Origin of the sequence: Halobacillus sp. SY10, from assembly GCF_045401165.1 — a bacterium.
In the GTDB taxonomy this organism is placed as follows: domain Bacteria; phylum Bacillota; class Bacilli; order Bacillales; family Halobacillaceae; genus Halobacillus; species Halobacillus aidingensis.
Genome location: NZ_CP174345.1, coordinates 2,773,949 through 2,796,610 on the forward strand (window position 1 = coordinate 2,773,949; position 22,662 = coordinate 2,796,610).

At 42.0% G+C, this 22,662-nt stretch carries 20 protein-coding genes and 5 tRNA genes; 3 read left to right on the forward strand and 22 right to left on the reverse strand.

The features are described from left to right. Positions 1-34 precede the first annotated feature (34 nt). From ACJA3J_RS14215 to ACJA3J_RS14260, 10 genes are all read right to left on the reverse strand, one after another. Positions 35-1,270, reverse strand: coding sequence for an MFS transporter (locus ACJA3J_RS14215; RefSeq protein ID WP_115822469.1), 1,236 nt, complete (start codon positions 1,268-1,270; stop codon positions 35-37). Positions 1,271-1,372: 102 nt separating this feature from the next. Next, positions 1,373-1,987, reverse strand: a complete 615-nt coding sequence (locus tag ACJA3J_RS14220; RefSeq protein ID WP_406944402.1) for a superoxide dismutase — start codon at positions 1,985-1,987, stop codon at positions 1,373-1,375. A gap of 176 nt (positions 1,988-2,163) precedes the next feature. Further along, positions 2,164-2,236 (reverse strand) — tRNA-Phe (locus ACJA3J_RS14225). Positions 2,237-2,298: 62 nt separating this feature from the next. Beyond that, a tRNA-Ser gene (locus tag ACJA3J_RS14230) sits at positions 2,299-2,391 on the reverse strand. Between the two features lie 11 nt (positions 2,392-2,402). Beyond that, positions 2,403-2,479, reverse strand: a tRNA-Ile gene (locus ACJA3J_RS14235). Positions 2,480-2,482: 3 nt separating this feature from the next. Then, positions 2,483-2,558, reverse strand: a tRNA-His gene (locus tag ACJA3J_RS14240). 23 nt (positions 2,559-2,581) lie between these two features. Beyond that, positions 2,582-2,658, reverse strand: a tRNA-Met gene (locus ACJA3J_RS14245). Between the two features lie 945 nt (positions 2,659-3,603). Further along, positions 3,604-5,241: a Na/Pi cotransporter family protein gene (locus ACJA3J_RS14250; protein WP_089654346.1), complete on the reverse strand. Its 1,638-nt coding sequence runs from the start codon at positions 5,239-5,241 to the stop codon at positions 3,604-3,606. A gap of 196 nt (positions 5,242-5,437) precedes the next feature. After that, on the reverse strand, positions 5,438-7,222 hold the full coding sequence (locus ACJA3J_RS14255; RefSeq protein ID WP_406944403.1) for a methyl-accepting chemotaxis protein: 1,785 nt from the start codon (positions 7,220-7,222) through the stop codon (positions 5,438-5,440). 93 nt (positions 7,223-7,315) lie between these two features. Then, a complete protein-coding gene (locus ACJA3J_RS14260) occupies positions 7,316-7,936 on the reverse strand; it encodes an NfeD family protein (protein WP_406944404.1) in 621 nt (206 codons plus the stop codon). Between the two features lie 250 nt (positions 7,937-8,186). Between ACJA3J_RS14260 and ispG the strand changes: the two genes are divergently transcribed. Beyond that, positions 8,187-9,311: a flavodoxin-dependent (E)-4-hydroxy-3-methylbut-2-enyl-diphosphate synthase gene (gene ispG, locus ACJA3J_RS14265; protein WP_089654277.1), complete on the forward strand. Its 1,125-nt coding sequence runs from the start codon at positions 8,187-8,189 to the stop codon at positions 9,309-9,311. 34 nt (positions 9,312-9,345) lie between these two features. Here ispG and ACJA3J_RS14270 read toward each other — a convergent pair whose 3' ends face one another. Both ACJA3J_RS14270 and ACJA3J_RS14275 read right to left on the reverse strand, forming a co-directional pair. Further along, positions 9,346-9,918 (reverse strand): hypothetical protein, encoded by a 573-nt coding sequence (locus tag ACJA3J_RS14270; RefSeq protein ID WP_406944405.1) that lies wholly within the window; start codon positions 9,916-9,918, stop codon positions 9,346-9,348. 115 nt (positions 9,919-10,033) lie between these two features. Beyond that, positions 10,034-10,762: a transglycosylase SLT domain-containing protein gene (locus ACJA3J_RS14275; protein ID WP_406944406.1), complete on the reverse strand. Its 729-nt coding sequence runs from the start codon at positions 10,760-10,762 to the stop codon at positions 10,034-10,036. A 190-nt stretch (positions 10,763-10,952) separates the two neighbouring features. Between ACJA3J_RS14275 and ACJA3J_RS14280 the strand changes: the two genes are divergently transcribed. After that, complete coding sequence (locus tag ACJA3J_RS14280) at positions 10,953-11,237, forward strand: DUF2624 domain-containing protein (protein WP_089654280.1); 285 nt, start codon at positions 10,953-10,955, stop codon at positions 11,235-11,237. A gap of 490 nt (positions 11,238-11,727) precedes the next feature. On the opposite strand, the gene ACJA3J_RS14285 is transcribed toward ACJA3J_RS14280, so the two are convergent. Both ACJA3J_RS14285 and ACJA3J_RS14290 read right to left on the reverse strand, forming a co-directional pair. Beyond that, positions 11,728-12,621: a deoxyribonuclease IV gene (locus tag ACJA3J_RS14285; RefSeq protein ID WP_406944407.1), complete on the reverse strand. Its 894-nt coding sequence runs from the start codon at positions 12,619-12,621 to the stop codon at positions 11,728-11,730. 15 nt (positions 12,622-12,636) lie between these two features. Then, on the reverse strand, positions 12,637-13,956 hold the full coding sequence (locus ACJA3J_RS14290) for a DEAD/DEAH box helicase (RefSeq protein ID WP_406944408.1): 1,320 nt from the start codon (positions 13,954-13,956) through the stop codon (positions 12,637-12,639). Positions 13,957-14,131: 175 nt separating this feature from the next. Here ACJA3J_RS14290 and ACJA3J_RS14295 point away from each other — a divergent pair, with 175 nt between their 5' ends. Continuing rightward, positions 14,132-15,088 carry a 4-hydroxy-3-methylbut-2-enyl diphosphate reductase gene (locus ACJA3J_RS14295; RefSeq protein ID WP_406944409.1) on the forward strand — a complete coding sequence of 319 codons (957 nt, stop codon included), beginning with the start codon at positions 14,132-14,134 and terminating at the stop codon, positions 15,086-15,088. A 35-nt stretch (positions 15,089-15,123) separates the two neighbouring features. Here ACJA3J_RS14295 and ACJA3J_RS14300 read toward each other — a convergent pair whose 3' ends face one another. The 8 genes from ACJA3J_RS14300 to ACJA3J_RS14335 all read right to left on the reverse strand — a co-directional run bounded on the left by ACJA3J_RS14300 (position 15,124) and on the right by ACJA3J_RS14335 (position 22,654). Beyond that, complete coding sequence (locus tag ACJA3J_RS14300; RefSeq protein ID WP_406944410.1) at positions 15,124-16,242, reverse strand: Nif3-like dinuclear metal center hexameric protein; 1,119 nt, start codon at positions 16,240-16,242, stop codon at positions 15,124-15,126. Further along, positions 16,239-16,946 (reverse strand): tRNA (adenine(22)-N(1))-methyltransferase, encoded by a 708-nt coding sequence (locus ACJA3J_RS14305; protein WP_406944411.1) that lies wholly within the window; start codon positions 16,944-16,946, stop codon positions 16,239-16,241. The genes ACJA3J_RS14300 and ACJA3J_RS14305 overlap by 4 nt, the downstream gene beginning before the upstream one ends. Before the next feature lie 69 nt (positions 16,947-17,015). Next, on the reverse strand, positions 17,016-17,384 hold the full coding sequence (gene cccA / locus ACJA3J_RS14310) for a cytochrome c550 (protein ID WP_089654286.1): 369 nt from the start codon (positions 17,382-17,384) through the stop codon (positions 17,016-17,018). A gap of 108 nt (positions 17,385-17,492) precedes the next feature. Beyond that, positions 17,493-18,026, reverse strand: coding sequence for a hypothetical protein (locus ACJA3J_RS14315; protein WP_406944412.1), 534 nt, complete (start codon positions 18,024-18,026; stop codon positions 17,493-17,495). Between the two features lie 78 nt (positions 18,027-18,104). After that, positions 18,105-19,238, reverse strand: coding sequence for an RNA polymerase sigma factor RpoD (gene rpoD, locus ACJA3J_RS14320; protein WP_089654288.1), 1,134 nt, complete (start codon positions 19,236-19,238; stop codon positions 18,105-18,107). Between the two features lie 37 nt (positions 19,239-19,275). Next, on the reverse strand, positions 19,276-21,087 hold the full coding sequence (gene dnaG, locus ACJA3J_RS14325; protein ID WP_406944413.1) for a DNA primase: 1,812 nt from the start codon (positions 21,085-21,087) through the stop codon (positions 19,276-19,278). Between the two features lie 37 nt (positions 21,088-21,124). Continuing rightward, on the reverse strand, positions 21,125-21,586 hold the full coding sequence (locus ACJA3J_RS14330; RefSeq protein ID WP_089654290.1) for a DUF188 domain-containing protein: 462 nt from the start codon (positions 21,584-21,586) through the stop codon (positions 21,125-21,127). Between the two features lie 255 nt (positions 21,587-21,841). Beyond that, the gene (locus tag ACJA3J_RS14335; protein WP_406944414.1) at positions 21,842-22,654 is read right to left on the reverse strand and encodes a pyruvate, water dikinase regulatory protein; all 813 of its coding nucleotides are present in this window, start codon (positions 22,652-22,654) and stop codon (positions 21,842-21,844) included. Positions 22,655-22,662: the final 8 nt, after the last annotated feature.

The window sequence follows — 22,662 nt, forward strand, 5'->3', positions numbered from 1 at the left end:
CCATAGAATAGACGAAGCTCATGGGTTATTGGGTTCAATTATGTGACGATTCTGTGCACTGCGTGTCAATACCCTTCACAAAGAAATAAATAAAGAAATGACCGCCTCCAACAATCAACAAAATATAAGGGATTCCGGTTTCCGGCGGGATAAGAGTTATGGCAAAAAGGAAAATTACAATGGACAATACTCTCCCGATATTAAGAAAAATTTCTCTGACTACAATGTATTCAATCCGCATTTCAGCTGCATTCCACGATTTTCCTATAACGTCGTACGTCAAAGAAATATATGGCACATAGAGTAATGGGAAAAATACACCTGCAACCCCTGCATAGATGAGCAAAAGAGCCATCGTATCACTGAATAGTAAAATCAAAACGCTCAGATATAAAGCCAATCCTGATATGAGAATCGCCTTCTTCCTCCTCCTCGGTTTAACCCACCGACTGACAAGAAAATAAAATAGAAAAGAAAAACCAGAATAAACCAAGTTGAATACACCTAAAGACAACTCATCTTCAGTCATTAAAAAGATCCAGATAGAAACAGCAAATAAGAAAGTCCCTTCTCTGAAGCCCTGAGAAACATGAGCATTCAATATACGTCTCCAATTTGAGTTATTCTTTCTCTCTGATACAATTCTACGGAACGAAAAATTGCCCTTAGCCTTTCTTCTTGATAAACCAAAACTTACAAGGACAGCAATTATGAACAAGCCGAAAGAAATAGTGAAAATAACGGTGTATCCAGTAAAATTGTTCAACCTGGAAATGATATATCCGGCAAGTATCGGACCGGTCATTCCACCAAGAGATTGCAGCACACCAAGAAATCCATTGAAAAAATCCCGGGTATCAGGTTCGGTAATTTCAAAGGTCAATACATTGTAAGCAAGCCAATAAAAGCCATACCCTACCCCCAATAGTGAACCCAGCATAATATTAAACGTAGCGGCCCTTTCACCCACGAGTAACACGGTTAAAAAAAACAAAGAGAGAACGGTCACGCCGGTTCTCAACACGATTACACGATCTATTCTCTTCGCGCACTTGCCCGCTAATATGAAAGTTAATGGTTGTAAGACATAAATGGCTAAATTATATAGAGCTATGTCAATGTAGCTATTGGATTGTTTCCATAAGTATATGTTCACAAATGTACTGGATAAGAATATACCGAGAGAGTATAAGCCTCCAATGAGAAGTAACAGCAATAAATCTTTTGATACATTTTCGTGGCTGAGCCACACACGCAGCTTACTCACCATATCCATGTCTCCTTTGTGTTCACCTTTAGTGTTTTCAGAACAAAAGGAGATATACAAAAAGAGAGGCATGGATTAATATCCATGCCTCTCGGTTATTTTCAATTATTTAGCTGCGTCGAAACGCTTAGCCACTTCATCCCAATTTACAACGTTCCAAAATGCTGAAACGTAATCAGGACGACGGTTTTGATAGTTCAGGTAATATGCATGCTCCCAAACATCAAGACCTAAGATTGGAGTTTTACCTTCCATAATCGGAGAATCTTGGTTAAGAGTATCGATTACTTCAAGGTCACCATTATTGACTACTAACCAAGCCCAACCAGATCCGAAGCGGCCTTTGGCCGTTTCTTCAAACTTTTCTTTGAACTGGTCGAAACCGCCGAACGTATCATTGATTTTCGTAGCAAGATCACCTGTTGGTTCACCGCCACCATTCGGAGACATGATTGTCCAGAAAAGGCTGTGGTTTGCGTGGCCTCCGCCGTTACGGCGCACCGCTGTGCGGATATCCTCTGGTACAACAGAAAGATTATTGGAAAGAAGCTCTTCCAAGGATTTGTCTTGAAGATCTGGATGCCCTTCAAGTGCATTGTTAAGCTTTGTCACATATCCGTTGTGGTGCTTCGTATGGTGGATGTTCATTGTTTCCTTATCAATAGTAGGTTCTAGTGCATCATAAGCGTAAGGTAGTTCTGGTAATTCAAATTTAGCCATAATGTAACTCCTCCTTTAAAATAATATGTAAAACAGAAGCATTCCGCTTCATATTTTACATTATCAAACGGAAAATTGATTAGCAAATGTTTTGCATCACGATATTAAGAATTCCCTGAAAGGAAATTTTAAAACATAAAAAAACAACCAAGCATCACTTGATTGTTTAAACTGAGTGGCTCGGGACGGAATCGAACCGCCGACACACGGATTTTCAGTCCGTTGCTCTACCGACTGAGCTACCGAGCCATAATTATATATATTATTTATTATTGGCCATGTCTCGATAATTTTTCATCAATTATGTATCATGGCGGAGGAGGAGGGATTCGAACCCCCGCGGGCCGTAAAGCCCCTGGCGGTTTTCAAGACCGCTCCCTTCAGCCAAACTTGGGTACTCCTCCGTAACATGTTGTGGTGGACCCTGCAGGACTCGAACCTGCGACCGATCGGTTATGAGCCGATAGCTCTAACCAGCTGAGCTAAGGGTCCACATGGGGCGGTTGATGGGAATCGAACCCACGAATGCCGGAACCACAATCCGGTGCGTTAACCACTTCGCCACAACCGCCACGTTTTTTATTTATGTATGTTTGGTGGCGGTGGAGGGAATCGAACCCACGACCTCACGGGTATGAACCGTACGCTCTAGCCAGCTGAGCTACACCGCCAATTGATATCGCTTGTGAGCGACTTTAATAATATAACATTTCCATTTAAAAGCGTCAACTGTTTTTTTCTCTTTCAAATCAGCGACAAAAATAATATATCACGCTCTTCTCTTCCAATCAAGGGTTTTTTTAAGAAAAATAATGTATTGAATATACTTTTACATATGCTCCCGATTGTGGAAGACTCAGTTTCGAGACTTTTGGTGAGTGGATGGGGGCTGCGGGGAATAGCTCGCTTTCCGCGGGAGCGCGGTGAGCCTCCTCGGACTGCGTCCTGTGGGGTCTCACCATGCACTTTTTTCCTCTTAGGTATCCGGTTCCGGCGCCTAGCGGCTAGTGAGACTTCCCTCGCTTCTGTACGATAAGTCAACATCGAATCGCTGCGCTCTTCGTGTTTCCTTTATCTCCGCCAGCTCAGTCCAGTCCATACGCCGCTGATCGAGGCGCCTCCACACTTAAGATAGGAGTCTCGCCATTCCCCTCCGTCCCTTTGCCATATAAGTATCTCGAAACCACTTCCGGAATAAGCTGCTTTTATGCCCATGGTAATTGGAGGGGAAGGAACTCCTAAGGACGCTATTCTGCATACGAAAAGCTTGTTATAGAGCGCTTTATGCTTATAACACCAGGATAGTGGAAGGCACCCTCCCACAGGAAAGGGGTTCGTTTCTCACCTTCATGGAATGGGGTGGTTGGGAAGCTGCGAGACTCCCGTGGGAGAAAGGAGATCGGCGAGATCCCGCAGGACGAAGTCCGAGGAAGCTTGCCACTCCCCCACAGGAAAGCGAGTAGCTTCCCAGCCACCCCTAACGCTCAACACGGCAAACGAACCCCCAAAGTCTCGAAACTGAGTCTTCCACAATCCTGCCATATTCTTTAATAACATTTTTTATATTACATATCCGTTAAACAAAAAAAGGCGGCTGTGTCAGCCGCCTTTTTCCTTTATAGACTTTCCTTTTCTCCCAATACTTCCTCAGCAATGTTCACGGCATGGTCACCGATACGTTCTAAGTTGCTGATCATGTCTACAAATACAATACCTGCTTGTCCTGTACACACACCTTCGTTCAAACGGATGATGTGTTTCTTACGATAACTACGTTCCATACGATCCAACTCATTCTCTTTTTGGACGACGGCCAATGCTTCTTCGCGGCTCATCGTTTCAAGAGATCTTGTCGCCTGCTTGACGGTCATTAGCGTAAGGTCAAACATTGTATTCAAATCCTCAATGGCCTGAGGGGTAAGGTTCACTTTATTTGAGTTCTTATAATCGATCAGCTCAATGATATTCTCAAAGTGGTCACCAATACGTTCTAAATCTCTGACAGAATCCATTAGTGCCGAATGCTTATGACTTTCCTCATCCGAAAGAGAAGCTTGAGAAAGATCCACGAGATAATCTGTTATTTTACGATCAAGGTTGTTCAAAGCATCTTCAATCTGCATGGCAAGTTCAGAGTGCTTTTGCTGTTTATTGTTCAAATAAAGGCTTGTCTCTTCAAGACCTTTATAAGCATATTCGCCCATACGAACAACTTCTTCTTTTGCTTGGTCTAAAGCAAGGGATGGAGATTGTTCAATAAAGATCGGATCCAAATGCTGTGGTTTATGGTCAATTTCTGAATCTTTCCCTGGTACCAGTTTAATGACAATCCATGCGAGGACTGCAATAAACGGGAATTGTACAACCGCATTAGCAATGTTAAAGGATCCGTGAGCGAAGGCAATTGTCATTTCAGGCTCTAGATCCATACTCGTTTGTAACCAGTTCACATATCTTTCAAATGGAACTAGGAAAATCAAGAATACGGTAGCACCTAACACATTGAATATGACGTGAGCAAATGCAGCTCGCTTCGCGCCGACACTTGCACCTATGGAAGCAAGAACTGCTGTAATTGTTGTACCGATATTATCTCCAAACAATACAGGAATAGCTGCTTGTAAATCCACAAGTCCTTCTCCCAACAACGTCTGCAAAATTCCGATTGTTGCACTGGAGCTTTGTACGATAACCGTGAATAGGGTACCTACAATAACACCCAAAATAGGGTTATCACTCATACTTACCGTCAAATCTTGGAAAGCCTGTAATGATCGAAGTGGCTTCACTCCTCCACTCATTACTTCAAGTCCAAAGAACAAAGCACCTAGACCAAAGATGGTCTGACCAAAGTTCGCAACTTTTTTACTTTTGAAAAAGAATAGCAAGAAAGCACCAACGGCAAGGATTGGCAATCCATAAGCTTTAATATCTATACCAATAATAAATGCGGTCATGGTGGTACCAATGTTGGCACCCATAATAACACCAATCGCTTGTCTGAATGTCATGAATCCTGCGTTGACAAGACCAACTGTCAGTACGGTTGTCGTACTACTACTCTGCAAAAGAATCGTAACGACTGTACCCGCGATCACACCCATAAATGGATTGCTCGTGAAGCGGTCTAACAGTTCCCTCAAACGATCTCCCGCCGTACGTTGTAGTCCATCCGCCATATACTTTAAGCCGAATAGAAAGATACCGAGTCCACCGATGAATTCAAATATCATCTGTTGCACATCGATTTCCATGTTCTCCACCCTTTCTTCATCCAAGTTTCATCATTTTTCTCTTTATTAAAACAACCTCACTCATATTAACCATGGAAAAAGCTTTTGTAAAGGCAATTCATGAATCTTAACATTAAATTTACATTCGCATAATACCAACACAACCGTAGTGTGTTATTTGAATTTTCCGATAAAAAAAGGCCCTCATAGGGACCTTTTATGAAGCCTTCTCATTTATTGTAGAAGTATCTTTATATTTTTCTTTTACATCTCCCTGGGATTGTTCCTCTTTGAATTCTTCCTTTTCAAATTGATTGGAAGCAATAATAAGGGAGAGCTCTTGGGTAAGTCCTATCAGATCAGTAGTAAAAGCATCAAAGGTTTGCATCGTTATTTGTTGGCGGTTAGAAGTTTCTACTAATTCCCCTGTTGAACGAGCCTGATTTGATGTAACTTCTTTCATGCCTTCAATCACATTTTCCATACGCGGCATAACCTCTTTGCCTTCTTTTAACTGATATTTAGTGGACTCTAATTGTAAATTAAATGTACTCATTCCATCCGATAAATTCCTGAAGGCATCTTTTGAGATATCCATTTGCAGCTGCCTTTCCTGAATTTCTCTTTCCATTCGGTCAAATTGTGTGGAAAGATCTCCTCCGAGAGACATGACATCCTTCATCCGCTGATCAATATCAACAGCTGCTGTTCTGGACCGATCCGCCAGTCGTCTAACTTCTTGGGCCACTACGGCGAATCCTTCTCCATGCTGTCCGGCACGAGCCGCTTCAATAGAAGCATTCAATGCAAGCATTCTCGTCTGCTCTGCAATATTTTGTATTTTGGTTCCCGAATCCTGGATGTTCAACATGTAATTTTGAAAAGATTCGATTTTTGAAGTCATTTCTTGAATTTCTTTTCTCAAACTGTGGAAAGATTGTTCGACCTGCTCCACTCCTCCATTTCCCACTTGAACAGCTTCATTCATTCGTTCCTGTTCTCCAAAAAGGTTTTCCAACGTTTGGTGTATCTGACCGAATACCCTATTCAATTCATCGAAAACTTCTTTTTGGCTGTCCATATATTCTGAAGTTTGATTACTTTCCTCCTGGACTTGATTCACACTTCTGCTTAAATCCTGATGGACAAGCTTCAACTCCCGAGAGGAATCATCCATCTGTTCTCCTCCCTTTTCAAGTTGAACAACAGCCCCTTGAAGGGAAGATAGAATCTCCGCAATTTTATGTATAAGCTCTTCATAACTTTTTCTTAACGACTGGATCTCAGGAAGGCTTGTATTAATGGAGCTTGCTTCACTAAGAACCCCATTTCTCGCTTGCTTCATAACACGTTGCATCTGTTTCACTGGATGAACGATTTTCCCTACAACCAAATAAACAATTATACCAATCGCTATTATGGTAATGAGACCTAATATCAATGTGTACATGGCCATTTGGCGCACTCCACTCATAAAATCCCTCTCTGGGACTCCAAGAACATAAATTCCTTGTAATTCTTGGACAGGTGCGTAAGATAATACAAAACCTTTCCCATCCAACTGCACGGTTTCTGTACCATTCTCTTTGTTCAGAAGTTCCTTCGCAAGAGGTTCAGGAAAAGGCGCTTCATCCATTGTAGGGTACGAATAGATTCCCTCGTTATTAATGAGATAAGCTTCAGAGGATAAACCATCTTGTTGGATTTGCGCCTGTTGCGCATTTGAGTATCCTTCCATGCGTTTTGTGAATTCTTCCTGGTCTCCTACGAAGGCGTACATCAATTGTTCTGCCACATCCTGAGCCATTAACAACTCGCGTTCCAGGCGATCCTGAACCAAATCCATTTGATTTTCTTTAGCTTTCGTGTAAGAGAAGAAACCAATCATGGAAACTGATATAAGCACGAGAGCACAAACGATGGCTGTCAGCCTTATTTGCAAGTTGATTTGAGACCATAGCACTTTTAACGGCACCGGCTTGAATCGTATCCCTATTTTCATAAAAAACACTCCATCTCTTTGATTGATTGCACAAACAAAGTATGACGACAGAGTGTTAAGGGATTGTTAACGATTTTTTAAGGTTTGGTAATTTCACAACTTCTTGACCAGGATTTTTGTACCATCCACTTTCACGACCTTAATTTTATCCCCGGAGGTAATCCACTGGCCGTTTGAAACAGCACTGTATTCTTCATCCTCAATTTTTATCGTACCTACAGGTCTCATATCTGTTAGTGCTTCTCCTTGTTGTTCAAGTAAGTATAGGTACTTTTCATTCATTGAATTGTACCCCATCTCTGAGGAAAGTTGGTCATTGAGAGCCATTTTCGACCACATCTTTCTGTTCTTGAAAACTTTCAAGAACAGCAAAGAAGCCGCTCCACCTAAAATAACCCCTATTACACTGTACAAACCCGCTACCCAATTAGGTGCACTGAAGCCGACAGCAATAATCATCGTTACAGCACCAATTACCGCCAGTGTCCCATCATTCAATAGTTTCCCATCAATAATCATAAGAATGATTCCCAGAAAATATACGAGCATCATGACGATGAACATTTCTGTTTCAAGATAACCTGAAAAATAGACAGTTATAAAGCCGAAACCGATAATCGCAAACACTCCACGCATGTTAACGAGTAATTCCCCTATTAAAAACATAGTACCGAGAAAAGTAATAAATAAAGCGATCCAATCATAAGTAAACATGATGGTTCACATCCTCTCCTTAATTACTATATGTACGTCCGAAGATGTCCTTTTGTTTCAAAGTTACAATTATTTTTTCTCCACTAACCCCATGATATAATGATGACAACATTTATGAGTTTACACAAATTTAACTCACAAATGTGCATATTTAAGGTTCCTGACTTCTCATTTATAAAAATAGCCCTTATAATGAAGATTGGAATTCATCTTGCATACCTTTTTGTGAATATACAAAGGAGCGATATTAATGGCAATTACGCACAGAAAAGATACTCGTCCCGTAAGAGTCGGAGACGTTACGATAGGTGGATCGGATGAGGTTGTTATCCAATCCATGACCACCACCAAAACACACGATGTAGAAGCAACAGTCGCTGAAATCAAGCGTCTAGAGGAAGCCGGATGTCAGATCGTCCGAGTGGCTTGCCCGGATGATCGAGCTGCTGACGCCATTCCTGAAATTAAAAAACGCATCAATATCCCACTGGTTGTTGACATCCACTTCGATTATAAAAAAGCTCTGAAAGCCATTGAAGGTGGAGCAGATAAGATTCGTATTAATCCTGGGAACATCGGGAAACGCGAAAAAGTCGAAGAAGTCGTGAAAGCAGCCAAAGCAAAAGGCATTCCAATCCGAATCGGAGTCAACGCAGGTTCTCTCGAGCGCCATATCCTTGAAAAATACGGTTACCCGACCGCAGACGGAATGGTCGAGAGTGCTTTGCATCACATCAAAATTCTCGAGGACCTTGATTTTCATGACATCATTGTGTCCCTTAAAGCTTCTGACGTGAAATTGGCGATTGAAGCGTATGAAAAAGCTGCTGCAGCTTTCAACTATCCAATTCACTTGGGAATCACTGAATCAGGAACCCTTTTCGCAGGTACAGTAAAAAGTGCTGCCGGACTTGGTGCCATCTTGAGTAAAGGGATAGGAAGTACCGTAAGGATCAGCTTAAGTGCTGACCCTGTGGAAGAAGTAAAAGTAGCGAAAGAACTTCTCAAATCATTCGGTCTTGCATCAAATGCTGCGACATTAATTTCCTGCCCGACTTGTGGACGGATTGAGATTGACTTGATCTCTATCGCCAATGAGGTTGAAGAATATATCCAAACCATTAAAGCACCAATTAAAGTAGCTGTACTCGGCTGCGCAGTCAATGGTCCAGGTGAAGCGAGAGAAGCAGACATTGGGATTGCCGGTGCCCGCGGGGAAGGTCTACTCTTCCGTCATGGGGAGATCATCCGTAAAGTACCTGAAGACATCATGGTCGATGAACTGAAGAAAGAAGTCGACAAATTGGCAGAAGAACACTACGAAAAAGAGCGTAAAGAAAAAGAGAAACTAAAACAAGAGCAAGAACAATCCTAAAAAAAGGTGACCCTGATCAGGGTCACCTTTTTGTTTATATCAAGTTATAAATCGGGGCGAAGAATAATGAAAATGCGATGGAAACGATACTGACAATAATCGCCATATTCCCTAGTGTATCGGCTCCGCGTCGCTTACCAATGATCCCGAGAACAATCCCGGCCGCACCGAGAATTAACGGAGCAAAAAAGAAAGAAAGGATCGCGGCGGATAATCCCAACCAGCCCATCCCCACTTTTACATCTTCCTCTTCTTCCATTGTTGTTTCTTTTTCTTCGTTATTCATTGGCTCATCGATCGGCCCTATGGCCGCTTCCTGAGCGAACTCTTCCTCATAACTATCGCCATAAACAGGCTCATCTGATTCACGACCGTGATTATCAACGGCGACAACGTCATCAAAGTCAGAAGCTCTGGCTTCGCTGTTACCAGGTTCTTGTCGTAAATCATGGTCTTGAATTTCTTCAAAAGCTTCGTTCAACACTTGTTCTGTCGAAGGTTTGTCATGTTCATCAACAGCTTCAACATGCACTTGTTCTATTTCATCCCCATGCTCAGGGGCCTTTTGTGTTTTATGATTCTCAACAGTATCTTTCGGATCACGCATTAGAATACCCTCACTTTCTGTTTGAAGAATCATGATTATTATATGGAGAGTCCAAGAAATTACATGAGGGATTTGATGGTAAAAAACCGCCTGACATCACGTCAGACGGTTACAATCAATTCGCTAATACTACGGTCGTATGACTTTCTGCTTTCTCTTGAATTTCTTTTGCATACCAGCTTTCGGCATGTCCATTTTCTTCTTTATATTCATTCAAGCCGCCCATACCTCGGTGATAGGCTGTGAGTGCTTCGTCCCAATTATCGTATTTGTTTTGTAAAAAATCTAAATAAACTAATGATAATTGCATGGAATAATAAGGGTCGAAAAGCAACTCTTCTTCATAAGGTAAGCCAGCCATATCAGCAATCCAAGGAGCCGTGTTTTTCATAAATTGTGACATCCCATAAGCATGTCCATATTTCGTTTCAGGTCCCACGAGCTCAGGATCAAAGGTTCCTCCTGTTTCCACTTTCAGTAACTCATAAACAAGAAAAGGGTTGATTTTATAGCGCTCTGCTTCCTTAACCAGGTACATGGCCCAGGATTTTTTGAAATTCCCATCACTTTCTTTTACGAGACGGTCTGCCTTTTTCTCAATTTCCGGCCACGTATGATACCCATTTTTTTCTTCTGCTGCTGAAGGCTGTTCCTTCAAATAATCATTCGTGGACTGTAGCCGCTCAATTTCCTTGGATAGCTTTTCATTTTTATTTTTCAATTCCTGCTTTTGATCAGCCAGGGCTTTTTCCTGCTTTTGGTTCCATTGGTTTATAGTAAAGAATGCCGCCACAACGAGAAGCAATGCAATACCCGTTGTCCAAAGAGGTTTTTGTTCCTTCATATTTGTTTCACTCCTTCACTTTCTGCACATTGGTACTTTTGACTAGTACCACACTGAACCCATTGGCTTATACTAACCGATTGGTATATGTAATTCAATTGAAACACTTATAGACATAATTTTTTAAAAACACAAATCCTTCTCAACATTCATATGGTGTAGTAAATACGGTGAGAGGGAGTATAAGCCTATGAAGAATGTGGCACAACAGTTAATTACCCAGAAATTGAAACAGTTAACCGTAAAAGAACTACTTTTTTATAGTCAGAAATATCAAATCCCAATAACTAAGGATGAAGCTGCTGCCATTGTCACAGCTTTAAAGAAAAACAAGGATAACCCCTTCGACCCTGATGGAAGAAAGCGCATGTTCAGCAAACTCGCGAAAATCACATCAAAAGATACGGCAAGATCTGTATATAAATTGCTCATGAAAATGTCCAAAGAATACGGTGTTGAGCATTGGTTAAAATAACTTACCCCCATATTAATTCAACAAAAGCTTCCTTTTATTGAGGTCTCAGTTTCGAGACTTTTGTTGAGTTTGATGGGGGATGCGGCAAATGGCTAGCTTTCCTCGGGAGCTTGGTGAGCCTCCTCGGACTGCGTCCTGTGGGGTCTCACCAAGCACTTTTTTTCCCCTAGAGGTCTCCCATTCCCCTCCGCTCCTTTACCATATAAGTGCCTCGAAACCACCCCTGGAATAAGTTGCTTTTACTCACAAGGAAAGTAGAGCTATATGAAGTTCCATAATCGCTATTCTGGATAAAAAAAGCTTGCTATAGTGCGCTTTATTACTATAGATCAGGAATTGTAAAAGACATTCCTCCTCGGATAAGGGCACAGCCACCCCTGACACCCAACACGGCAACGTACCCAGAAACATCTCGAAACTGACGCTTCAAGAACCCTGCCATTTACTTTAATGACTAACGAAAAAAAGAAGGAGCACAAGGGCTCCTTCTTTATTGCTGCATGATTTTATCTTTTAAACCTTCGTCAAATACGCCTTCTTTGACCATATCAATTTCATAGCGATACGGAGGCTTTTTATTTTTCTTATCTTCCCCTACATATGGTGTTTCAAGGATTTTTGGTAGATCTTTCAAGGTCGGATGATGAATGACTTTATGAAGAGCATCAAAACCGATATGGCCGAACCCGATGTTCTCGTGACGGTCCTTGGCTGCCCCTTGGATATTTTTACTGTCATTTACATGAATGACTTTCAGACGATCGATCCCGACGACTTTATCAAATTCATCTAAGACGCCATCGAAGTCCTCAATCACATTGTAACCTGCGTCATGAATGTGACACGTATCCATGCAGACAGATAATTTCTCATTAAGGTTCACCCCATCAATGATCTTTGCCAACTCATCGAAACTTCTCCCGATTTCAGAGCCTTTCCCCGCCATCGTTTCAAGGGCAATTTGAACCTTTTGGTCTTTATGAAGGACTTCGTTCAAACCTTCAATGATTTTTGGTAACCCTTTATCTACCCCTTGTCCAACGTGAGACCCTGGGTGAAGAACGATTTGCCTTGCTCCGAGAGCTTCTGTACGTTCGATTTCATTTCTTAAAAAATCAACACCAAGCTGGAACGTTTCCGGCTTTGTTGTATTGCCAATATTGATGATATAAGGAGCATGGACCACGATGTCGCTGATGCCATTCGCTTTCATATGATCCGTCCCTGCTTCAATGTTCAACTCTTCAATGGGACGGCGCCTTGTGTTTTGCGGGGCTCCTGTATAGATCATAAATGTGCTCGCACCATAGGAAGTTGCTTCTTCACTAGCGCCCAGCAGCATTTTCTTCCCTTTCATTGAAACGTGTGACCCAATCTTCAACATAAGATCTACCCTTTCTTATTTCTTCTTGAAACGGTTCTGTTTCAGCTTTCTCATATTCTTATCTGTCTGTTGCTTCATTTTTTTCTTATAACCAGGCTTCACTTTCTTCGGTTTCCGTACCATCTGCTTTGCTTTTTTCTCTAGATCGGAAGAATGTCGTTCACGGTTCTGTCGCTCGTTGTAGGCATTTGTTTCTTTCCATTCACCGTTTTTTACTTCATAAAATTCAAAAGTAAGTCCTTTTTTCTCGAGTTTCTGAATGAGAGGAAGGTCGGATTCCTTATACAAATTAATAGCCGTTCCTTGCATTCCAGCTCGAGCTGTTCGTCCGACTCTGTGAATGTAGAATTCTTCTTCTTTCGGCATCTGGGCGTTGATGACATGACTGACGCCTTGAATATCGATTCCTCGTGAAGCAAGATCTGTGGCTACAATATATTGATAGCGCAAGTTTTGCAACTCTTTAAGCATTCTTTTTCTTTCTCTTGGTGAAAGCCCACCGTGAAGAATTCCTGTTTCAAGACCTCTGTTCATCAATTCACCAGCTAGCTCGTCGGCATGATTTTTGCCATTTGTAAAAATGATGGCCAAATAAGGCTGGATCGCCTTCGATATTTCAACAATCACATCGGCCGGGTCTTTATGTCTTAGCGGGACTAGTCGATGCTCCATCGTTTCTGGTGATGGTTTGTCATCTTCAATCTGGATGTGTGTAGGGTTCGTCAAATATTTCTTTAAAAATGGTTGCAGTCGTTCTGGAATGGTCGCTGAAAAGACGAGCATCTGTACATCCTGGTCCATCCGTACAAGAATTTGGTCTACCTCTTCAATAAAGCCTAAATCCAGCATCAGGTCTGCTTCATCCAGCACAAACGCTTTGGCTTGGTAAAGATCAACCGCCTCTTCTTTAACCATGTCTAAAATACGCCCCGGTGTTCCGACGACAATGTGAGGAGGTCTGGAAGATAGTTTTCCGACCATTTTTTGCTTATCCGTACCACCTATGAGGAGTTTTGAACGCCAAACCTCTTCTTTTCCAGCCATTTGAATTGCTTTTTTTACTTCATCCTGAATTTGGATGGCTAACTCTCTTGTGGGCGCTGTAACCACAAACTGTACGTGGTCTGCCTCGTCATCCATATGATTGAACAATGGAAGTAAATAGGCATGGGTCTTACCTGATCCTGTATGGGACTGTCCGATAAGACTCTCCCCTCTCAAGGCTGCAGGCAGTACCTGCTTTTGAATGGGGGTGGGTTTCTTAAAACCTAATCCCTCTACAATTCGACTGACTGTAGAAGTGATGGCATATTGATCAAATGTGTGCTTACTCATAACCGTTCTCCTTTAATGTAAAATGTTCCTTCCTTATTATAATAGAGCTGAAGGTAAATTGCACGATAACCTTGTCTTAGAACGTCTTTCTTTGTCATCTTTCCCTTTACCCTTTATAATGATAATGGTATCTTTAAAGTTATTGGATTGGATTTATAGAGGAGGACGTTAATCAATGGAAGTCATTAAAATCGCCCCTCGCGGTTATTGTTATGGTGTAGTAGATGCAATGGTCATTGCTCGAAACGCAGCTAAAGACCCGAATCTGCCACGTCCTATATATATACTAGGTATGATTGTCCACAACTCACATGTAACCGACGCCTTTAAGGAAGAAGGAATCATTACTGTTGATGGAAAAAATCGCACCGACATGTTAGAAGGCATTCATGATGGAACGGTTATTTTTACCGCTCACGGTGTTTCTCCTCAAGTGAAGGAGCGCGCGAAAGCGAAAGGTCTCACCGTTTTAGACGCCACTTGCCCTGATGTGACCAATACCCACAACTTGATTAGAAAAAAAGTGGCTGAGGGATTTGAAGTCATTTACGTAGGGAAAAAAGGACACCCGGAACCAGAAGGCGCTATGGGCGTAGCACCAGGTAAAGTCCATCTCGTCCAAACGGAAGAGGATGTGGAAGAACTCAACATTGATCATGACAAATTGATGATTACTAACCAAACGACGATGAGTCAGTGGGACGTCTATGATGTTATGGAAAAAGCGAAAGAAAAGTTTCCGCAACTCGAAAAACAGCAGGAGATTTGCATGGCAACCCAGGTACGTCAGGAAGCTGTTTCCGAACAAGCGGGCGAAGCAGATTTAACGCTGGTTGTTGGTGACCCGATGAGTAACAACTCCAATCGACTTGCCCAAGTTTCTATGGAAAAAGCTGGTACAACGGCTTACCGCATTGCTGATGTAACAGAAATTCAATTAGAGTGGTTGGAGGGTGTCGAGAAAGTAGCCGTTACAGCGGGCGCTTCAACTCCAACTCCTATAACAAAAGAAGTCATTAAGTTCATCGAACAGTTCGATCATAATGATGAAAGCACATGGATTCGCGAGTCAAAAGTTGAGCAGAAAAAGATTCTGCCGCCCGTCCGTGCCAGAAAAAAAGTGAAGAGATAGATAAAAGGATGAAAGCTCTAGCTTTCATCCTTTTTTTATACAATTGTAAAGGGCTCCGTCTCCGCTTTGGAAACAAAAATGTTCAAATCTCCATCTTTATTACACTTCTCATCCAAGTACCGTTTTACTTTCGGACAGACGACTTTTTCAACGTGATGACCGGGGTCAATGACGGAAAGCCCCATTTCCATGGCATCTTGTGTCATATGAAAAGTCATATCTCCGGTAATATAAACATCGGCCCCACTTCTCTTGGCTTTATGAATGTATTTTTCACCACTGCCTCCAAGAAGAGCTACCTTCTTCACTTTTTTATCCATATTACCAGATACACGCACATGAGGGACATCGTATTCCTTCTTGATCAGCTCGACGAATTCCCTTAAAGTCACAGGGTTTACGAGTTCTCCTACACGCCCTGCCCCCATTGATTCACCTTCATTTAATAATGGATAAACATCATAGGCGACCTCCTCATAAGGATGAGCCTCTTCCATCGCTTTCAAGACTCCGGATAGGCGTGATTTTGGAACAATCGTCTCGATTCGTTTTTCATCCACGATTTCAAGTTTTCCTTGTTCACCGATATACGGATTCGTTTCAGCTTCCGGTTTGAATGTCCCTTGTCCCGAAAGTTGATACGTACAGTGACTGTAATGACCGATATGCCCTGCACCTGCCTCACTAATCGCATCCCGTAATTCATCTGAATGGTTTTCAGGGACGAAAACGGTAAGCTTTACGAGAGAGTCGGTTCCTGTTTCGATCAGCGGCCGACAATTCGTTACTCCGATCAGTTCAGCCATAACATCATTCACACCGCCTTCGGCAATATCAAGATTCGTGTGAGCAGCATAAACCGTGATGTCATGTTTAATCAGTTTTTGGACAATTCTCCCTTTAGGTGTATCCAAATTAATTTGATTCAATTTGACAAAAAGCAGAGGGTGATGGGCAATGATTAAATCCACTTCTTTGTCAATCGCTTCGTCTACAACATTCTCCAAAACATCCAGGGTAACCATGATGTTTTTCACCGGTTTATTGAGGGTGCCAACCTGGAGGCCCACATTATCCCATTCAAAAGCCAACCCCTTGGGTGACCATTTTTCAAATTCACGGATGATATCCTGGGCTGTGTATGTTCGATTCATGATTGCAATACCTCCTCTAACCATTCCATTTCCTTTTGGTGTTGTTTCAATTTCTCTTCATCAGGAGAAGTCGCACGCTTCATCTGTTTCACAATATATCGTTTCTTCTTCCATTCCTCTTTACATTTTTGGATAAACGCCTCTGTTTTTTTATCTAATAAAAACGGCCCCAGCCACATTTCCTTCTCTATGATTTGCTGATGGTAACAGGAGGAAGGGTCTCCCTTTTCTGCCACAAGGATTTCATAAATGTGCCCACTTTCCTCTACAATTGTCTCATCGACAAGTGTATAGTCATGTTGGAAGAACCACCTTCTAAGAGATCTTGCGTCGATATTGGGTTGGACGACAATTCGATTGACTTCAGAAAGCTTATCTTTTCCTCCCTCAAGAATATCACGGATTAAAGGTCCACCCATTCCAGCAATGACAACCTGTTTTATTTCTCCAGGATCAACAACTCCGAGGCCGTCACCGAGACGGACATCAATACGATCCTCAAGCTTATGTTTTTCCACTTCGTTTTTTGCACTATCATATGGGCCTTGATTCACTTCACCTGCCACAGCTCTTGCTTCCGGATCATTCAAACATACAAAGCACGGAAGATAGGCATGATCCGAACCGATGTCCGCAAAATGGGCCCCTTTCGGTAAATAGTCGGCAACAAGTGCTAAACGTTGAGATAATTGATTTACATTCATAGACTCTTTCCCCTCATAAAAGAAAAGCTTTCTGATTGGCCAGAAAGCTTTTCGTTCTTCTTCTTATTGTTATTTCTTTTCAGCAAGCCATTCGGCCAATTTAGTTGCTTGTTCTCCTGTGTAAAGACCAGCAGGCATGGCAGAACCTTTACCATTTACGATGATGTCATTAATTTCTTCAGCTGAATAGCGGCTTCCTACTTGTTGAAGGTTAGGGCCAGCTCCCCCGCCAAGGTCTCCACCGTGGCAGCTTGCACATTGGTTCTGATACAACTCTTCAGGACTTGCACTTGCGGTTTCTTCTTGCTTCTCACCGCCGCCCTCTTCTTCATTCTGAATAGCTTCGCGTTGATTAATCCCAGCTGCAGATACGACAATCATAACGACGATCCCCAGCACAGCGATAATTGCGAATGGAATCACAGGGTTCTTTCTCATTTGTTGCAACCTCCTTATGTATTCCCTCATATAGAATTTTCGTGTCTATTCGACTATATTTATTTTACTTGAAAACCGTTACTTATTAAAGAGATATCATGTGAAAACTTATGAAACAATGTAAATAATTAAAAAAATGAAGCCAATGACACCTGAATAAAAAAGCGTTTTCACCTTCCATAACCATCCAAGATAAATCCACAAGGTAAAGTTTAAAGTGAGCGTTATGTAAAAGGACAGCCCCAGACCTATCATATTTTGATTAAGGTGAACGGTCAAAAGCAGAAGAATTAACGCACCATTGAGAAGCGGAATAAAAAGCCAGTCCGACTTTTTATATTGTAACCAACGAATATGAATCCATACCCCGATTACAAAACTCGACAAAACCACTGTTTGCATTATGATTCCCATTTCAGTAAAATAAATGACAAGAAATGAAAGGGGTAACAAAAAAGCATTCATTGCCATGAACATATAAAAGGCGGGGCTTTGTGCACCTTTAGCGCTCTCTTCGTTCTCCTGACCTTCCCCTTGAGTATAAAGCGCTAACAAGAAATTGCAATATTCATCTGGAAGCAAATGATTTTGTTTCCAGTACCTGATTTCATCAACGATGGTTTTTGTCCTTTCATGTTTCATAGCAGCCTCCAAAAGAAAAGATAACTCAGGAGCCCTCCCGCATCCATTTGCGAAACGACCCCTGAGTCGGAAGAATCTTTATTCCATGAAGTCTTTCAAACGTTTGCTCCGGCTTGGGTGGCGGAGTTTACGCAAAGCCTTCGCTTCGATTTGACGGATTCTCTCGCGAGTTACCCCAAACACTTTCCCTACTTCTTCAAGTGTTCTTGTACGTCCATCATCCAAACCGAATCGGAGTCTGAGTACATTTTCTTCTCGATCTGTCAATGTATCAAGGACATCCTCAAGCTGTTCTTTCAACAGTTCATAAGCTGCGTGATCTGAAGGAGATGTCGCTTCCTGGTCTTCAATGAAGTCACCTAAGTGAGAATCATCTTCCTCCCCGATTGGTGTTTCTAAGGATACCGGTTCTTGAGCAATCTTCAAAATTTCACGGACTTTATCTGGAGTAAGGTCCATATCCTGTGCAATCTCTTCCGGCGTTGGTTCACGACCAAGATCCTGAAGAAGTTGACGCTGGACACGAATAAGTTTGTTAATTGTCTCTACCATGTGTACAGGGATACGAATCGTACGAGCTTGGTCAGCGATTGCTCTTGTAATCGCCTGGCGAATCCACCAAGTTGCATAGGTACTGAATTTGTAACCTTTACGATAATCGAATTTTTCTACTGCTTTGATCAGACCCATGTTACCTTCTTGAATTAAATCAAGGAAAAGCATACCTCGGCCTACATATCTTTTAGCGATACTTACAACAAGTCGCAGGTTGGCTTCCGCTAAATCACGCTTAGCTTCTTCGTCGCCATTCTCAATACGTTGAGCAAGACTGATTTCATCTTTGGCAGAAAGCAGGTTCACTCGACCGATTTCTTTGAGGTACATACGTACAGGGTCATTGATTTTGACTCCAGGGGGTACACTCAAGTCATTAAGATCGAACTCTTCCTCTTTATTCAATTGCTTCATACTTGGATCTGATTCAGAATCCCCGATTACTTCTACACCTTGTTCATTCAGGTGTTCATAGAATTCATCCATTTGATCAGAGTCCAGTTCGAAGCTCGATAGTTTTTCCGCTACCTCTTCATATGCGAGGATCCCTCGTTTTTTCCCTAACTCTACCACTTGCTCTTTCGCTTGCTCAAGTGTTAATTCTGTTTGATTCTCATTTTCTTTAGAACGTGATGGCTGTTGTTGCTTATCTGCCATAAGTCCCCCTCCTTCCAACAATCTATACAAACTCTACCTAGTGGTGTTTCAATTCTTTCTTGCGCTTGATGATTTCCATCGCAATTTCTGCTGCTCTGATCGGCTCATTTTGTTGTTCAGCCTTTTTCAACTCAGATTCAAGGTTTCTAATATCCGTTCGATCCCACTGTTCTGATCGAATCCTTGTGATGTAATCGTGGATTTCCTGATCAGAAACTTCTTCGCTGACAGGTGCCATTGCAAGCTCGATCGCCAAATTTTTGATGGAAGCATCTTCAATCATCTCGACGAACTGACTGATATCCGATTCATTGCCGTCTTCATAATATGCATAAAGATGGGTGACAATGACCTGATGGTCTTCAATATTGAAAGCTCCTCCGATTTCCTCTTGAACTTTATCAGCGATATATGGATCTCTCAACATATACGCAATCAGTTTTCTTTCTGCATTATGAAAAGCGGGTAAAAGTTTTTTTTGAACCGTTGGCTGCCTTGTATCATTAGTATATCGGTTCTTAGGCTCCTTATCCTTTACACCGCTTTGTGATCGAATCCGCTGAACTTCTTCTTTCAGAGTTTCTACGGAGAGCTGAAATTCTGTAGCGATTTCATTCAGGTAGTGCTCTCGTTCGACAGCACGGTCAAGCCCTGCAATCTCTTGTAATACCTTTTCGATATAAGTGATGCGATCTCCTTCTACTTGCAGATTATAATCTCTTCGCAAGTAATTCATCATAAAGGAAATGTACGTATCACTCGTATCAATAATTTCCCGTTTGAATCGGTCCCCGCCATACTTTTGGATAAATTCATCTGGGTCGAGCTCATCAGGGACACGAGCAACGTAGGTTTGACAACCTACACTTTTTAAGAGTTTCGCGGCTTTGACAGCTGCTTCGATTCCTGCGCGGTCACCATCATAGCAGATGATGATCTGCTCTGCGTATTTCTTCAAAAGGTTCGCCTGCATGCTTGATAAAGATGTCCCCATCGTACCTACGGCTTGGTGGATATTTGCTTGGTCAGCAGAAATGACATCTCCGAAACCTTCGAACAGGATGACCGTTTTTTCTTTTCGAATGGCGGAACGGGCTAGATCGAAGTTATAAAGCAGACGCCCCTTATGGAAAAGTTCTGTCTCCGGGCTGTTTAAATATTTAGGTTCCTGTTGTCCGAGAGACCTTCCCGCAAAAGCCACGGTTTTTCCTAAATGGTTCCTGAGGGGAAAAATGACTCTCCCACGGAACCTGTCCGCATATTCTCCATGATCATTGGTACTGAGCAAGCCTGCTTTAACCATCGTCTGTGGATGATACCCTTTCTTTTCAAGGAATGTAACGACAAAGTCCTTAGAATCCGGGGAATATCCAATTTGGTATTTTTGGATCGTTTCATCCGTAAAACCACGGTCAATTAAATATTGGTAAGCTTCCCGACCATCTTTGGAATTCTTTAACAAATGATGATATAATTTAGTCAACCATTGATGGGCTTCAAGCATCGCCTGGGATTCTTGGCTCTTTTCTGACGGGACCTCTTCAGATAATTGATCAGGAAGATCGATACCAGTCTGCTCAGCCAGTTGTTTTAGTGCCTGGATAAAACTAAACCCTTCAATCTCCATCAGGAAGGTATAGACATTCCCTCCCTTTCCACAACCAAAGCAATGAAAGATTTGCTTATCTTGAGAAACGGAAAAGGAAGGAGTGTTTTCCCCGTGGAAAGGACAAAGGCCGAAATGGTTCCTGCCTTGTTTCTTCAAATCGACGTAATTGCCGATCACTTCTACAATATCCGTTGACCTTCTGATTTCATCGACTTTTTCTTCTGGAATATGTCCAGCCATAAAATCACCATACTACTCAATTATTCTCGTTCAAAGCTTAAAATCCTTCATGTTCTGACAACAATTTTTGGAAAACAGATCGGAACTTTTCGCGATCATTCGCTGTAAATGCCGATGGGCCTTTCCATTTCTTTCTCTGCTTCATTGTCTGCTGCCGTATGAACTTTTGGTTCATGATGTTGTCTGCATCATTTTCTCTAACCAGTTTACCTCTTGGAGTAAGGACATAAACCCCTTTGGAAGTCAATAATACAGCCAGCGAAAGATCCTGGGTAATAACGACATCGCCTTCTCCAACTTGATTAAGGATGTACAAATCGACAGATTGCGATCCGTCATCGACGAACATCCATCCAGCTTCTGCTTTCTCCCGACTATAATGATTGACGGTTGCTATGAAATAAGGATGTAGATCATACTGCATACAAACATCGATGATTTCCTCTTGTACTGGACAACTATCTGCATCGACATAAATATGAACATTTAAATTTGGCATAGTATCAATATTTCTACAATAAGCGGTAGAATCCTCCTTAAAAGTGAATGTTTTATTTTTCTGAAAAGTATGTGCTTTCTCTGACTCCTTATCAGAAAAACTTGGTAGGAATGGACATCCCTTCACTATAAGGATTTTTACCACAAATAGATATTATAATACATTCCTATCATTTACGCTATGTCTAATTGTACCTAATTTCATTCTTCCCAACAAAAGTCGCGCTTAATCAAAGCACGACTTCCGCTATTTGTACTATTCTTGGGCATTCTGACGTAATTTGTTCATAATGACATTGGCTGTCTCTTCGACGGCTTTATTCGATACATCAATCACCGGACAACCAATCCGTTCCACAATCCGATTGAAATGGTCGATTTCCTGCTGAATACGAGTCATATTCGCATAACTTGCTTGATCTCCAAGCCCTAATGACTTTAATCTTTCTTTTCTTATATCATTTAGTTTTTCTGCACTGATACTCAAGCCTATGCATTTATCAGGATCGACACGGAACAATTCTGATGGTGGCTGCACTTCCGGTACAATCGGCACATTCGCTACCTTTAGGCGTTTGTGAGCCAAATACTGAGACAATGGTGTCTTGGATGTTCGAGAAACACCGATAAGCACGATATCCGCTTTGGAAATACCACGTGGATCACGCCCGTCATCATACCGGACAGCGAACTCGATGGCCTCAACTCTCTTAAAGTAATCTTCATCCAATTTATGAACAAGACCTGGTTCAAGACGAGGTTTAATGTGTAGGTGGTTTTCCATAACCTCCATCATCGGCCCCATAATATCGACACACTGAATGCCATGCTTTTCAGCTTCTTGTTTCAGATGCTGTCTAAACTCTGGAATCACCAATGTAAAACCGATCATCGCCTTATGTTCTTTGGCTTGCTGTACCGCCTCGTTAATCGTCCCTTTATCTTCCACATAAGGAATTCGCTGCAAATCGAAAGGCCCGTCATCAAACTGACTGAGACATGCTTTTACGACCAGTTCTGCCGTCTCTCCAACGGAATCTGATAAGACATAAATTAAAGGTTTTTCCATACTTTCCC